The following is a 13,855-nucleotide window of genomic DNA, read 5'->3' as shown; positions in this document are numbered from 1 at the left end:
GGGGCCGCAGTCACGACCCTGGGACTATTCGGCGGGGAGTCCGCGGTTCTTCTCGCCGCGCAGGTCGAAGGCGATCTTCACGCCGCCTCGGCTGCCGGCATTGGCCGCGTGATCGAGGGCGTCGCGGTAGCGGTCGAGTGGATACGTGGCCGAGACCATCTTGTCGAACGCGACCTTGCCGGCCAGTTCCATCGCGAGCTCGAAGCTCGACGCAACCCGACCGTCCTTCGTCGTCTCGGTTCCGTACGTGTAGGTGCCGACCAGTTCGGTCTCGCGGTGCCAGAGCGCCGTGAGGTCGATGTCGACACGGCCCGGCATGCCCAGCAGGACGACCCGGCCCCGCGGCCGGCACAGACCGATGGCCTGTTCGATCGATTCGGGCGAACCGACGGCGTCGATCACCACGTCGGCGCCGCCCGAGAGACGGCTGCCGATCATGAACGTTCCGGTGGCCCTGCGCACTGCGCGACCGAACTCCCCCGGCGCAGTCACCACGTCGGCACCGAACTCGGTGGCGAGCTCGCGCTGCACCGGATACTTGGCGCCGATCATGATCGAGCCCGGGTCGGTGAGGTGTCGCAGGGCGGCGACAGTCACGAGGCCCATCGGCCCCGCGCCGATCACGGCCACGGTGTCGCCGTCGGCCACCTGGGCCCGGAGGGCGGCGTGGACACCCCCGGCCACGGGTTCGATGGTGACGGCGAGCTCGTCGCTCATCCAGTCGGGCACGTCGTGGATCTGGCTGTCGTGGGCGACGAACTCGGTGGACCATCCACCACCGGTGCTCTCGCAGAAGCCGGTCTGGATTCCGGGCTCGAGGTGCCCGCGGGTGAGATGCCGGTAGTCGTTGCCGTCGCCGGGCGACGCGCCGGGGAAGGGGAGTGCGAAACCGCGGGCGGCGTGGCCGAGGACGGGTTCGATGACGACGCGGCGGCCGCCTTCCATGTCGCCGACGATCTCGTGGCCGGGGACGAACGGGAACGACACGAAGTCTTCGAAGTAGCGCGAGCTGTGGCCGTCGATCGTCGAGAGATCGCTGCCGCAGATACCGGTGAGGCGGGGCCACACCCGGTGCCAGCCCTCGGCCGGAAGGTCGGGTGGGTCGTCGTCGACGAGATCGAGCGGTCCGACGGCGGCGCCGGCGCCGGGCCGGAGGCGCGACGCGACCATGGCGGCGGCGTAGCGGGCTTCCTTGCGGCTGAACCGGAGGGCTTTCACGCTGCGGAGGCTAGTGCCTCGCCCCGGGTGCGCACGAGGCGAACCGCGGCGGGGACGGAGGCCGTGACCACGACGGCCATCGCCGCGATCGCGATCGTGTAGCCGTCGCCGATCGACTCGAGCAGGTCGGCCGGAACGATCAGATCGTCACCCGACAACAGGTCGCGGACGGCTTCGACATTGCCGGTTCTCGCGTCGACGACGGCCAGGGTGATCGCGCCGACGGCGGCGATGCCGAAGGTGATCGCGAGGGTTCGCAGGAACTGGTGGGCGGCGTTGAGTCGACCCATCTCGGAGGAGATCGTGCGCGATTGCAGGAGCGCGGCGCCGGTGGAGGTGACCATCCCGACGCCCGATCCCACCCAGAAGAAGGCGGCGTAGACGACGGCGACCGGCGCCTCGAGGTGGATGCAGGCGGCGGCGAACACGACACCGGGGCTGGCGATTGGCCGAACCGAGCAGGCTGACCCATTCACCGCTCCAGCGTTCCTGCAAGCGGCTGGAGACGTAGGCGCTGGTGGACCAACCGACGGTGAGGAACAGCACCCCGAACGCGGCGAGCCCTGCACTCTGCCCCCGTGCGGTTCGCAGATAGAGCGGAAGGAACGAGTTGGCGCCGACACCGCCGGCGAGGACCGCCATCGAGGTGAGGTGCACCGTGCGGTAGCGGTCCTCGAGGAGATGGTGCAGCCGGACGACGGGATCGGGGGTGCGGCGGGACCACCGGACGTAGAGAGGGACCGAGACCGCGAGGATCGCGGTCGCCACACCGATGACGAGCGGTGAGTAGGTGGCCAGGGCCAGCGCCGATGTGGTGATGACCGCGACGAAGCCGAGTCCGACCCGGTCGACGGCCTGGTGGGCGGCGCCCTCCGGACGGTCAGGGATGCGGTCCCAGCCGATGACCACGGCGAGGACGGTGACCGGGACGTTGACCAGGAAGATCGCACGCCATCCGACCGTCGCCACGAACAACGCGGCGATCGCCGGTCCGGCGACGCCCATCACGCCCCAGACGGCCGAGGTGAGGGCGAAGGCCTTCGGCCGCAGGTTCTGTGGGATGGCGAGACCGATGCTGGCGACGGCGACGGTCATGATCGCACCGGCGAACACACCCTGGACGCCGCGGGCCACGAGCAGCAACGGCATCGTCGGTGCCGCCGCCACGGTGAGCGACGTGACGATGAAACCGGTCGAGGCCACCCGGAACACCCGTCGGGCACCGAGGCTGTCGACGATGGGTCCGGCGGCGAGCACGGCGACCGCCGAGGTCAACAACTCGATGGTGATGACGAACGGGAGGAGGCCGATGTCGCCCAGGTCGTCGCCGATGTCGGGGAGGGCAGCGGCGGCCGAGAGGTTGTTGTAGGAGGCGATCGCGATCACCGACATGAGCGCGACGATGGTCGGTCGCCGGCCATCGGCCATCAGGCGTGCGCTCATCAGCTCCGCCGATCGAAGTCGGCCAGGAGGATCTCTTCGTGATCGGTGAAGTCGCGGCCCGAACCGACGTTGCGCAGCGCAACGGGCGCGGTCGAGGGCTGCATCGAGTGGCAGATGCCGTTCATGCCGTGGGGCAGGTCGGCCGCCTTGGCGAAGAGGTCGAGATCGCCTTGACGCCCGTGGGCGATGTCGCAGGCCCGGCGCAGGGCGACCGCTGCCTCGCCCACCTCGTCGTCGAGGTGCTCGCCGGCCCACGGGATGAACCGCTGCCAGAGCGGTACATCGATCCATTCGGCGGGGGAGAGCACGGTGCGATCCTGGAGCCGCCAGTCGAGGACCACATCGCCGTCTCGCCACAGGCGGGCATTGCGGGGCCCGGTGCCGTCGGCGGGATCGTCGACGGCGATGTCGTAGAGGCGGTCGCCATCGACCCTGCGGGCGGCATGGGTGACGATCAGCCCGGCGAGGTCGAACATGTGGGTGCAGTTCTGGCGGGCGTCGAGGTGGCTCAGCGCCAGCGGTCCGGTCGTGAGGGCGGTGCCGACGAGGGTCTGCAACGGCATGCCGGCGTCGAGACAGGTCCTCCACGGCGACCGGATGCCCGATCCGGCGACCTCGGTCACGGTCGAACCGTCGTGGCGGAGTTCGACGCGGAAGTGGTGGAAGTCGTCCTCGAGTTCGCCCCAGGCCCGGTCGCCGTCGAGGCGGACGAGGATGCGCCGCCGGTAGGTGCCCTCGCCCCAGGGGCGCTCGGACGCCCGCGGGACGACGTCGAGACGGTCGAACACGTCACGGGACGCACGGCGGGGTGCAGGCGGCGAATCCATCAGGCCGACGCTATCGCTCGGCCGTCGCGGCACCGAGATCGCCCGGCCCCGAGCGAGGCAATAGGGTCCGGGCATGAAGCTCGGACTCGGACTCGACCTCTACCGCGCCGCCACCCTCGAGGTGCCGATCGAGCGGGTGAAGCTCGTGGAATCGCTCGGCTACCACTCGGTGTGGACCGCCGAGGCCTACGGCTGCGATGCCATGACGCCGCTCGCCTACCTCGCCGCGCACACGAGCCGGATCAAGCTCGCCACCGGCGTGGTGCAACTCGCGGCCCGGACCCCGGCCGCCACCGCGATGCAGGCGATGACGATCGACGCCCTGGCCGGAGGGGGCAGGGTCATCATCGGTCTCGGCGTGTCCGGCCCGCAGATCGTGGAGGGCTGGTACGGCCAGCCGTGGGGGTCGCCGGTCAACCGGCTGCGTGACTACGTCACCATCATGCGCAAGATCATCGCCCGTGAGGAACCCGTCGCCCACGACGGTCGGGAGATCTCGCTGCCCTACGACGGTCCTGGTTCGATCGGCCAGGGCAAGGCGCTGAAGTCGATCCTGCATCCGGCCGGCGACATCGAGATCTGGATCGCCGCCGGCGCCCCGCTCAACACCGCGCTCGCGGCCGAGATCTGCGACGGCTGGCTGCCGATGGGCTACGGGTCCGACGGCTGGGAGATCCACGGCCCGAACCTCGAGAAGGGGTGGGCCCGTCGAGGTGGCCGACCCGACGACTTCGACATCATGGGTGGCATCACGATCGAGATCACCGACGACGTGAAGGCCGCGATCGACGCCAAGAAGCCACTGACCGGCATGTACGTGGGCGGGATGGGCAGCGAGTCGAAGAACTTCCACAAGGATGCGATGGCCCGCCGCGGATTTCCCGAGGCGGCGGAGCGGATCCAGGAGCTCTGGCTGGCCGGACGCAAGGACGAGGCGATCGCCGCGGTGCCCGACGACTACATCGACGCGGGCGCCCTGTTCGGCTCGGTCGATCGGGTGCGCTCGCGCTGGCACGAGGTGATCCCGGCGGGGGTGACCGGCCTCACCGTGCGGACCGACACCGACGAAGGACTCGAGATCGCGGCCGAGATGGCCGGCACAAGAGACACGGGAGTGCACACGTGAGCACCGAATCCGCCGACGACGAACTCGTCACCGTCGAGGAGGCCGCGCCGTTCGTGCGCTACGTCACCCTCAACCGACCGGACAAGCGCAACGCCATCTCGACGCCGTTGCGCGCCCGGCTCTTCGAGATCCTCCACGACCACGACCACGACGACGACGTGCGCGTTTCGATCGTGCGCGGCGCGGGGGTGTGCTTCTCGTCGGGCTACGACCTCGGAAGCGATCTGATGGCAGACCCGCCGTATCCGTCGGCCCCCGGCGATGGTCAGTGGGCGCGCCAGGCGACCGACGGGTGGTTCTCGATCTGGGACCTCGCCAAGCCGGTGATCGCCCAGGTGCACGGCTACGCGATGGCCGGCGCGACCGAGCTCGCGTCGGCGTGCGATCTCGTCTATGTCGCCGACGACGCCAGGATCTCCTATCCCGTCGTGCGGGTGGCCTCGCCGCCCGACTGGCAGTACCACGAGCCACTGATGGGTCTGCGTCACGCGATGGAGACGATGCTCACCGGTGACGCCATCGATGGCGCCGAGGCCGCTCGGATCGGCTGGGCCAATCGGGCGTATCCGGCGGCGTCACTCGAGGCCGACGTGCTCGCCGTCGCCGAGCGGATCGCCGGCGTGGCGACCGACCTCTCGCAGATCCTGAAACGCATGGTGCACCGTCAGTTCGACGTACAGGGTGGTCGGGCCGCGATGCGGGCCGGGCAGGAGTTCCAGGCCCTCGCCGGGCATCAGGCATCGGTCGAGGCCTTCCGAGCCGATCCGCTCGGCGCGATCAAGAGGACGGTTGCCGAATGAGCCATCCCAACATCGAGGTGTCGATCGACGGCGACGTCGGCTCGATCACGATCAACCGTCCCGAGCGGATGAACGCCTGCACCGGTGCGATGTTCGACGCCCTCCACGACGCCGCAATGACGATGCGGGTGGAGCGCCCGCGTGTCGTGGTCTTCCGAGGTGGTGGTGACCACTTCTGCAGCGGTGCCGACGTCAGCGGCGAGGCCGGCGACGAGATCGAGGGCACGGACCATGCGCTGCACACGATGCGGCGGATCGGCGACGCGGTGATCGCACTCCATGCGTTGCCGATGCCGACCATCGCCGCCGTCGACGGTGTGGCCGTCGGTGCCGGCTTCGGATTCGCGCTGGCCGCCGATCTGATGATCTGCACCTATCGCGCCCGGTTCTCGCTCATCTTCGCCCGTCGGGGCCTGTCGCTCGACTTCGGGACCTCGTACCTGTTGCCGCAACGGGTCGGACTCCACCGGGCCAAGGAGATGGCGTTCACGGCGGCCGAGTACGACGCCGATGCCGCTCGCGAGATCGGATTCGTGAACGAGGTCGTCACGGCCGGCTCGTTGCCGTCGGCGACCGCCGATCTCGCCGCCCGGATCGCCGCCGGTCCGCCGCTCGCGCTGTCGATGTCGAAGCGACTGCTCGACAACGCCGCGCACCAGACCCTGACGCAGGCCGTGGAAGCGGAGACCCTCGCCCAGAACGTCAACTTCACGACCGCCGACGTGCTCGAGGCCGGTACCGCCTTCGTCGAACGGCGCAGCACCGAGTTCCGGGGTCAGTGAGACCCCATCTGCTGCCTTTCATATTATTTCGCGCAATCTCTTGCATCTCCGCGCTCTGTCTGCCAGTGTCCTCGTCAGAGTGAAACATCATGAAACGCACTCACGACCCTGTGGTGCGATGAACGAAGGAGATGCGTGATGGCAGGCGACATGTTGGTGATGAGCAAGTCTCAGATGGAGCAGCTCGGGGCGACCTTCGGTCACCAGAGCCAGGCGGTGCAGGATGTGATCCGGGCCATTCAGGGCGCCATCGATGCCACGACGTGGCAGGGCAATCGTGCGGATCGGTTCCGCCAGCTGTGGGACACGGAGTTCCGACCGAACCTGATGAACCTGGTCGATGCGCTCGGGGAACACTCGACCTTCATCGGTCGGGAGTTGCAGGCCGGCGTCACCGCACTCGACACCGTCTGACCTTTCCGATCGAGCCGGTCGTGCGCATCGTGCATCGCACCACGGCGGGGAGCCGGGTGGTCGACATCGACACCGACCATCCGGACCGGACCGTCGCCGACCTGCTCGTGGCCCTCGACCCCCGCGTCGATCCCACGATCGAGCCCGTCATCGACGGCGCTCCGGCCACCGCCGACTCCCCCCTGTCGGTGGTGGCCCTCTGCGAAGGTTCGGTCGTCGACACGACGGGCGGACCGACCACCACCAGGCCGCCGGCCCGGATCGTCGCCGTCGTCGGCGGGATCCGGGCCGGGGTCGTGGTGGGGGCCGACGGCCCGCTCACCGTCGGGCGGGGTGAAGGGGCGGGCCTCCGTCTCGACGACCCGGCGTTGTCGGCTCGTCATCTCGACATCCGGGCCGGAGTCGTCGTCGACCTCGGCTCCCGCAACGGCACGGCGCTCGAAGGACACCGGCTGATCGGCCCGACCCCCGTCTGCCCGGACGCGGTGATCCGCGCCGGCACCAGCCGGTTCCGCACGGGTGCGTTCGTCGACGACCAGCCCGTCTCGGTCGCCAGAGGCCTCGGCGCCCGTGGCGGGACCATTCCTTTCAACCGGCCGCCGCGGGTGATGCCGGGCGCTGCGGCGCCGGTCGTCCGCTGCCCGGGCGTGGCGCCGGCGCCACCCCCGCGTGAGCCCCTCTCGTTGGCGGGCATCGTGCTCCCGATCGTCGCCGGGGCGATCGTCGCCGTGCTCTTCTCACCGTTCATGGCGGTCTTCGCCGCGCTCGGCCCCGTGCTGACGATCGGCACATGGTGGGAGCGGCGCCGCCGATCGGCTCGCGAGCATCGCCGGTCGGTGGCGGCGTTCGAGGCCGAGGTGGCGGCGCTCGTCGACCGACTGCCCGAGGACCGCAGGCAGGAGATCCGCCGCCGTCGCCGTGCCCATCCCGATCCCGCCGAGGTCGTCCGCCGCGCCGAGGGCGCGTCGGTTCGGCTCTGGGAGCGTCGAGCCGACCATCCCGACGCGTTCTGCGTGGCGGTCGGCGTCGCCGACGTGTCGTTCGCTCCGACGCTCGCCCCGGTCGACGGCGACGGGGTGGCTGCGGAAATCATCGATCGGGTGGCCGCGCTCGCGCTGATGCCCGATGTTCCCCTGCCGGTCGACCTGTCGCCCGGCCACGTCATCGGTCTGGTCGGTGATCGGGAGGCCTCGGTCGCAGTGGCGCGCTCGTTGCTGCTGCAGATGGTGGTCCACCACGGTCCGGCCGACCTCTCCGTCGTCGTCGGGGCCGACGATCCGTCCCGCTGGCGGTGGGTGTCGTGGCTGCCCCACACCGCCGACCACGCGGCCGGTCGGCGCGGTGTCGGGGTGGTGGCGACGGATCGACCCGAGGCGGCGGTGGCGGTGCTGTCGGGGGCCGGAGATCGCGCCGTCCTCGCGGTACTCGACGGTGACGACCCGTTCCAGGGCCGCGGCACCGTGGGCCGGCTGCTCCTGGAATCGCCGTCGACCGCTGCGATCGTCCTCGTCAGGGACGAGCACCGGCTCCCGGCTCGCTGCGACACCGTCGTGCGCACCGACGCGCTCGGCCGTATCTCCGTCGTCGACCCGCGGCGGGCCGACAACGGCCGGGCCGGGCTCGGATGGGGTGTCGGTGAGGAGGTGGCCGAGCGGGCGGCGCGTCGCCTGGCCCGTCTCGATGATCCCGAGCTCCCGGTCGCCGGTGCCGGCGTCCCTGCCGAGGCCCCGCTGCTCGCCCTGCTCGGGATCACGGGAGACGATCCGGACGAGATCGAGTCGCGATGGACGCGGCTCGACGGGAGCGCCCGCCTGGCCGCACCGATCGGTGCCGACGGCGACGGAACCGTCGTGCTCGACTTCGTCGCCGACGGCCCGCACCTGCTCGTGGGTGGGACCACCGGGTCGGGGAAGTCGGAGCTACTGCGTTCGATGGTCGCCGGTGTCGCGGCCACCGCCGATCCCGACCATGTGGCGATGGTGCTGGTCGACTACAAGGGCGGCGCCGCATTCGACTGTTGTGCCGACCTGCCGCACGTGGCCGGCCTGGTGACGGATCTCGATGCCGAGTTGGCGGCTCGAGCCATGCGATGCCTCGAGGCCGAACTCCGATACCGCGAGCGACGGCTGCGTGCCGTCGGCGCCGACGACATGGACTCGTTTCGGGCCGCGACCGCGTCGATCGACGACATCGAGCCGTTGCCCCGGCTGCTCGTGGTCGTCGACGAGTTCGCTTCGCTGGTCGCCGATCTGCCCGACTTCGTCGAGGCGCTCGTCGGTGTGGCACAGCGGGGGCGAAGCCTCGGCGTCCACCTGATCCTCGCCACGCAGCGACCCGCCGGAGTGGTGACCGCCGACATCAAGGCCAATGCCGGTTGTCGGATCGCGCTGCGGGTCACGGATCGAAACGATTCCATCGACGTGATCGATGCGGCCGACGCAGCCGCGATCCCCCGATCCCGTCCGGGAAGGGCCGTCGCCCGGTTCGGGCCGGGTGAGCTCGTGCCGTTCCAGGCCGCGCAGGTCACCGGACGCTCCGATGCCTCGGTGGGCGTGCGGGTCCGGGGGATCGAGCTGCCCGCCGCAACGTCTGGAGCGGGACCCACCGACCTCGATCGTCTGGTCGCCGCGATCACGACGGCGCATCAGCGGCGCGGGGGACGGCGACCCCGATCTCCCTGGCCGCCGCCCTTGCCGGTGGATCGCCGCCGCGTCGACGAGCGTTCATCTCACTGGTGCGTGGTCGATGATCCCGACGAGCAGTGCCAGCGCCTCGGCGGGTGGGTGCCCTCCGACGGGCACCTGGTGGTCGCCGGAGGTCCTCGGTCGGGGACGACGACCACGCTCGCCGCCGCTGCGCTCGCGGCAGTGGCCGACGGCACCGACACACATCTCCACGTGATCGATCTCGACAGCGGCGCCTTGACGGGGTTGGCCGACCTCCCGGCCGCGGGCACCGTGGTGACGCCCGCCGAGACCGTGCGTCGGCGACGGTTGCTTCGATGGCTCGACGAGGAGGTGGTTCGCCGGCGGGCCGAAACATCGGACGGGTCGTCGCCGATGCTGTTGGTCGTGATCGACGACTTCGCCGGTCTCGCCCGAGCCCACGACGTCGTGAAGGAACCGACGATCCATGAGCAGTTCGCCCGCGTCTGGGCCGACGGCCCTGCGGTCGGGGTCGCGATCGCCTTGTCGGTGAAGCGGGTCGCAGATCTCCCACCCGCGTTCCTCGCCACCGCCGGCACGGTGCTGGCCCACCGCACCACCGACCCGTCCGAGGGACTGCGGCTGGGTCTGAAGTCGTCGACGGAGCACTTCCCGCCCGGTCGGGCCGTGCGGGCGAGCGACGGGAAGCTGCTGCAGGTGATCCGCGAGCCCGACACGATCGGGTCATCGGTCGCCGGTCGGGCCCGGGGGCCGGTGCCGGCACGGCGCCCACACGATGTCGGTGAGTTGGGGGCCGAGATCACGTGGTCCGACGGCGAGCCGAGTGTCTCGATCTCGCCCACCGGAGCGGCACTGACGATCGCGATCGGAGACCGCGATCTGCGTCCGGCGACGCTGCGCCTGCACCCCGGCGAGCATGCCCTCGTGACGGGGCCGGCTCGTTCGGGTCGCACGACGGCATTGGTCTCGATCGCCCGGGCAGCGGGGCCCGATCTCGTCCTGGTCGTGGGGGAGGAGTTGGCAAGGCGGAGCCGGCTGCCACCAACTGCGCCCGAACGCGTCGTCGACGAGCTCGCCGGGCGCGGGTCGTCGCTCGTACTCGTCGACGATGCGCTCGACATCGCCGATGCCGACGGTCGACTCGCCGAACTCGTCGCCTGTCCGCCGCCGGGGGTCCACATCGTGGTTTCGGTTCGCCCCGATCGGTACCGCGCCGCCTACGGTCACTGGTCGGCCGAGATCAAGAGTTCGCGCGCCGGGTTGCTCCTGCGGCCGGATCCGCTCGACGGGGATCTGCTCGGCCGGCCGCTTCCGCCTCGGCTCGCGGTCGCTCCGTTGCCGGGTCGCGGGCTGATCGTCGCCGACGGATCGATCGAGGAGGTCCAGGTGGTTCTCCCCGATGATCAATCGGCGTCGTAGCGAACGCCCAGCCCGGCCCGGATGCGGTCGAACCGCTCGATGATCGCCCGACTGGTGGCCAGCGGCATGCGTGGGCTCTCGCGTTCTCCGGCCCGGAGGCAGCGGTGGACTTCGGCGACCTGATGGTGCAGCCCGCCGGCCTCGGCCGTGATCTCCTCGACCTCGGCGCCCCGCCGAACGACGAACCGGTCGACACAGTGCGCGGGGGCGGGCAGATCGATCGTCCCCTCGGTGCCTTCGATACGGGCCGTCATGGTCCCCGGCAGGCGCAGCGAGGTGGTCACGCTCGCCGAAGCACCGCCTTCCCAGGAGCACAGCAGGGCGACCTCGTCGTCGACCCCGGTGGTGGCGACATGCCCCGTCCAGTCGATGCGGTCGGGCGGGCCGAGTGTCCACCAGGCGAGCGTGACGGGATAGATGCCCAGATCCAGCAGCGCGCCGCCGCCCTTGCTGCGGTCCCACAGCCGGTGGGTCTCGTCGAAGGGCAGCGCGAACGAGAAGTCGGCCGCGATGCGGCGCACCTCACCGATGGCGCCCGCGTCGAGACGCTGCATCATCGCGATGTGGGCCGGGTTGAACCGCATCCACATCGCTTCCATGAGGAAACGGTCGTTGCGCTCCGCCGCAGCGATCATCGCATCGACCTCGACAGCGTTGAGTGCGATCGGCTTCTCGACCAGCACGTGTTTGCCGGCGTCGAGGAACTGTTCGGTCTGGGGAGCGTGCACCGGGTGCAGCCCGGCGACGTAGATCGCATCGACGTCGGGGTCGGCCGCGAGTGCGTCGTAGCTGCCGTGGGCGCGCCCGATGCCCCGTTCTGCAGCGAAGCGCGCCGCGGAGTCCGCTGACCGGGAACCCACCGCCACGATCTCTCCGTCGCCGAGCCTCGCGAAGTCGGCGGCGAAGCTCGACGCGATGCTGCCGGTGCCGGCGATGCCCCACCGGATCGGACCGTCGATCGGTTCCATGAGCAGTCTCCCTCCATCGGCGTCGTGCAGCGGCCACCATACGCAGGTGAGTTCCACATCATCATTTCCTCGTCGCCAGGCGGTCACCCGCCGCTTCACTCTGGGTGCGCCGCGCGACATCCGTGTCGCGGGCGATGGAGGCCGGGTCCTGTTTCTCCGTTCGGCCGGGCCAGACGACCCGGTGAACTCGTTGTGGGAGTTCGACACGGCTTCGGGCGAGGAGCGGCTCGTGGTCGATGCGGGGTCGCTCGGCGCCGACGAGGCGAACCTGCCGGCCGAGGAACGAGCGCGCCGCGAACGAGCCCGCGAGTCGGGCGGCGGCATCGTCGCCTACGACGCGACCCCCGACCTCGGTGTCGCGGTCTTCGCCCTCGGGGGTCAGCTGGGCCGTGTCGACGTGGCGAGCGGTGATGTGTCGTTCCTCCCGGCCGCGTCGGGGGTGTTCGATCCGCGCCTCTCGCCGGACGGTTCGGGCGTCGCCTACGTCTGCGGCCCCGAGCTCCGGGCCGTGATCGCCGGGGTCGACCGATCGGTGATCGCCGAGTCGGGAGACGCCGTGAGTTGGGGCTCGGCCGAGTTCGTGGCCGGTGAGGAGATGGGTCGTACCCGGGGATTCTGGTGGAGTCCCGACTCCCGTCGGGTGCTGGTCGAACGGGTCGACGTCTCGCCGGTCGACCAATGGTGGATCGCGGCCCCGGTGACGCCGGCCGTGGCACCGACCGCGATCCGCTATCCGGCTGCGGGCACCGCCAACGCCCGCGTCGACCTCGCGATCGTCGCGCTCGACGGCGGACGGATCGATGTCGACTGGGTGTCGGGCGGCTGGGAGTACCTCGCCGATGCGGCCTGGGACGACGACGGCATCTGGCTGACCGTCCAGGACCGGCCGCAGCGCACGACCGCGGTCCTGTTCGTGGATCCCGAGAAGGGCTCGGTCGAGGAGTACCACCGGTTCACCGACGAGCACTGGACCGAGCTGGTCCCGGGCACCCCGGCCCGCAACGGGGGCCGGCTGGTGACGGTCGAGGATCGAGGTGTCGCCCGCCGGCTGTGCGTCGACGGTACCGCGCTGACCGGAGACGGCGTCCAGGTTCGTCGGGTCATCGACGTCGCCGACGACGGCATCGTGGTCGCCGCGTCCCGGGAGCCGACCTCGGTCCATGTCGCCCGGGTCGGATGGGACGGCGACCTCGAATGGTTGACCACGGACGACGGGGTGCATTCGATGCTCGTCGGCGGTCCCGCATCGGTCACGGTCGGTCGCAGCCTCGCCTTCGACCGGGCCCGGACGACGGTGCGGCTCGGCGGTGTCGAGGTCGGCCATCTCGGGGACCTCTCCGAGACGCCCGATGTGACGCTCAACCTGCAGATGCTCCGGCTGGGCGAGCGCGAGCTGGCGGCGGCGCTGCTCCTGCCGAACGGCGTGGCCGACGACGCCCGACTGCCGGTGCTCCTCGATCCCTATGGGGGGCCGCACGCCCAACGAGTCCAGCAGTCGCGCTCGCTGTTCCACGCGTCACAGTGGTTCGCCGATCAAGGGTTCGCCGTGCTCGTCACCGACGGTCGCGGCACACCGGGGCGCGGTCCCGCGTTCGAGCGGGAGGTGTGGGGCGATCTCGCCGGTCCGGTGCTGGAGGATCAGGTCGATGCCCTGATGGCGGCCTCGGCCCTCGAACCCCGACTCGATCTCGGCCGGGTGGCGATCCGGGGCTGGTCGTTCGGCGGGTACCTGGCCGCGCTCGCGGTGCTGCGTCGCCCCGATGTCTTCCACGCGGCGGTTGCCGGCGCGCCGGTGACCGATTGGCGGCTCTACGACACGCACTACACGGAGCGGTATCTCGGGCATCCCGACCAGGAGCCCGACAACTATCTCCGCAGCGCGCTCACTCCCGCCGTGGCCGATCTCGAACCCGGAACGTTGCCGCCGCTTCTGTTGATCCACGGGCTCGCCGACGACAACGTGGTGGCGGCCCACACGCTGCAGCTTTCGCGCGCCCTGCTCGAGGCCGGCCAGCCCCACACCGTGTTGCCGCTGTCGGGGGTGACCCACATGACGCCTCAGGAGGAGGTGGCGGAGAATCTGCTGATGCTGCAGCTCGCGTTCCTCCAGGACGCGCTGGCCTGACGGGTCGTGGTCCCGGGCGGCATCGGAACTTCGACCCTTGACCGGGCCGACGCCGTGGCGCAACATG

At 70.7% G+C, this 13,855-nt stretch carries 11 protein-coding genes; 6 read left to right on the top strand and 5 right to left on the bottom strand.

The window, feature by feature from the left end; all coding sequences use genetic code 11:
• Positions 1-24: 24 nt before the first annotated feature.
• The 4 genes from R2707_10735 to R2707_10720 are packed head-to-tail and all read right to left on the bottom strand — an operon-like array spanning position 25 to position 3,488.
• Complete coding sequence (locus R2707_10735; GenBank protein MEZ5245564.1) at positions 25-1,218, bottom strand: zinc-binding dehydrogenase; 1,194 nt, start codon at positions 1,216-1,218, stop codon at positions 25-27.
• Complete coding sequence (locus R2707_10730; GenBank protein ID MEZ5245563.1) at positions 1,215-1,376, bottom strand: hypothetical protein; 162 nt, start codon at positions 1,374-1,376, stop codon at positions 1,215-1,217. The genes R2707_10735 and R2707_10730 overlap by 4 nt, the downstream gene beginning before the upstream one ends.
• Positions 1,366-2,661, bottom strand: coding sequence for an MFS transporter (locus R2707_10725; GenBank protein MEZ5245562.1), 1,296 nt, complete (start codon positions 2,659-2,661; stop codon positions 1,366-1,368). The genes R2707_10730 and R2707_10725 overlap by 11 nt, the downstream gene beginning before the upstream one ends.
• Positions 2,661-3,488 (bottom strand): DUF2889 domain-containing protein, encoded by an 828-nt coding sequence (locus tag R2707_10720; protein MEZ5245561.1) that lies wholly within the window; start codon positions 3,486-3,488, stop codon positions 2,661-2,663. The genes R2707_10725 and R2707_10720 overlap by 1 nt, the downstream gene beginning before the upstream one ends.
• A gap of 73 nt (positions 3,489-3,561) precedes the next feature.
• Between R2707_10720 and R2707_10715 the strand changes: the two genes are divergently transcribed.
• From R2707_10715 to R2707_10695, 5 genes are all read left to right on the top strand, one after another.
• Entirely contained in the window at positions 3,562-4,614 is a 1,053-nt protein-coding gene (locus tag R2707_10715) for an LLM class F420-dependent oxidoreductase (GenBank protein MEZ5245560.1), read from the top strand.
• Positions 4,611-5,414, top strand: coding sequence for an enoyl-CoA hydratase-related protein (locus R2707_10710; protein MEZ5245559.1), 804 nt, complete (start codon positions 4,611-4,613; stop codon positions 5,412-5,414). The genes R2707_10715 and R2707_10710 overlap by 4 nt, the downstream gene beginning before the upstream one ends.
• Complete coding sequence (locus R2707_10705; GenBank protein MEZ5245558.1) at positions 5,411-6,196, top strand: enoyl-CoA hydratase-related protein; 786 nt, start codon at positions 5,411-5,413, stop codon at positions 6,194-6,196. Before R2707_10710 ends, R2707_10705 begins: the two co-directional genes overlap by 4 nt.
• Before the next feature lie 159 nt (positions 6,197-6,355).
• Entirely contained in the window at positions 6,356-6,610 is a 255-nt protein-coding gene (locus R2707_10700; protein ID MEZ5245557.1) for a WXG100 family type VII secretion target, read from the top strand.
• 20 nt (positions 6,611-6,630) lie between these two features.
• Complete coding sequence (locus R2707_10695) at positions 6,631-10,695, top strand: FtsK/SpoIIIE domain-containing protein (protein MEZ5245556.1); 4,065 nt, start codon at positions 6,631-6,633, stop codon at positions 10,693-10,695.
• Here R2707_10695 and R2707_10690 read toward each other — a convergent pair.
• On the bottom strand, positions 10,680-11,663 hold the full coding sequence (locus R2707_10690) for a Gfo/Idh/MocA family oxidoreductase (protein ID MEZ5245555.1): 984 nt from the start codon (positions 11,661-11,663) through the stop codon (positions 10,680-10,682). The two genes, R2707_10695 and R2707_10690, sit on opposite strands and share 16 nt — an antisense overlap.
• A gap of 46 nt (positions 11,664-11,709) precedes the next feature.
• Here R2707_10690 and R2707_10685 point away from each other — a divergent pair, with 46 nt between their 5' ends.
• Positions 11,710-13,788 carry a prolyl oligopeptidase family serine peptidase gene (locus tag R2707_10685; GenBank protein ID MEZ5245554.1) on the top strand — a complete coding sequence of 693 codons (2,079 nt, stop codon included), beginning with the start codon at positions 11,710-11,712 and terminating at the stop codon, positions 13,786-13,788.
• The last annotated feature ends 67 nt before the right edge of the window (positions 13,789-13,855 follow it).

This window comes from Acidimicrobiales bacterium (assembly GCA_041394245.1).
Classification (GTDB): Bacteria; Actinomycetota; Acidimicrobiia; order Acidimicrobiales; family Aldehydirespiratoraceae; genus JAJRXC01.
This window is presented reverse-complemented; position numbering and strand designations above follow the sequence as displayed.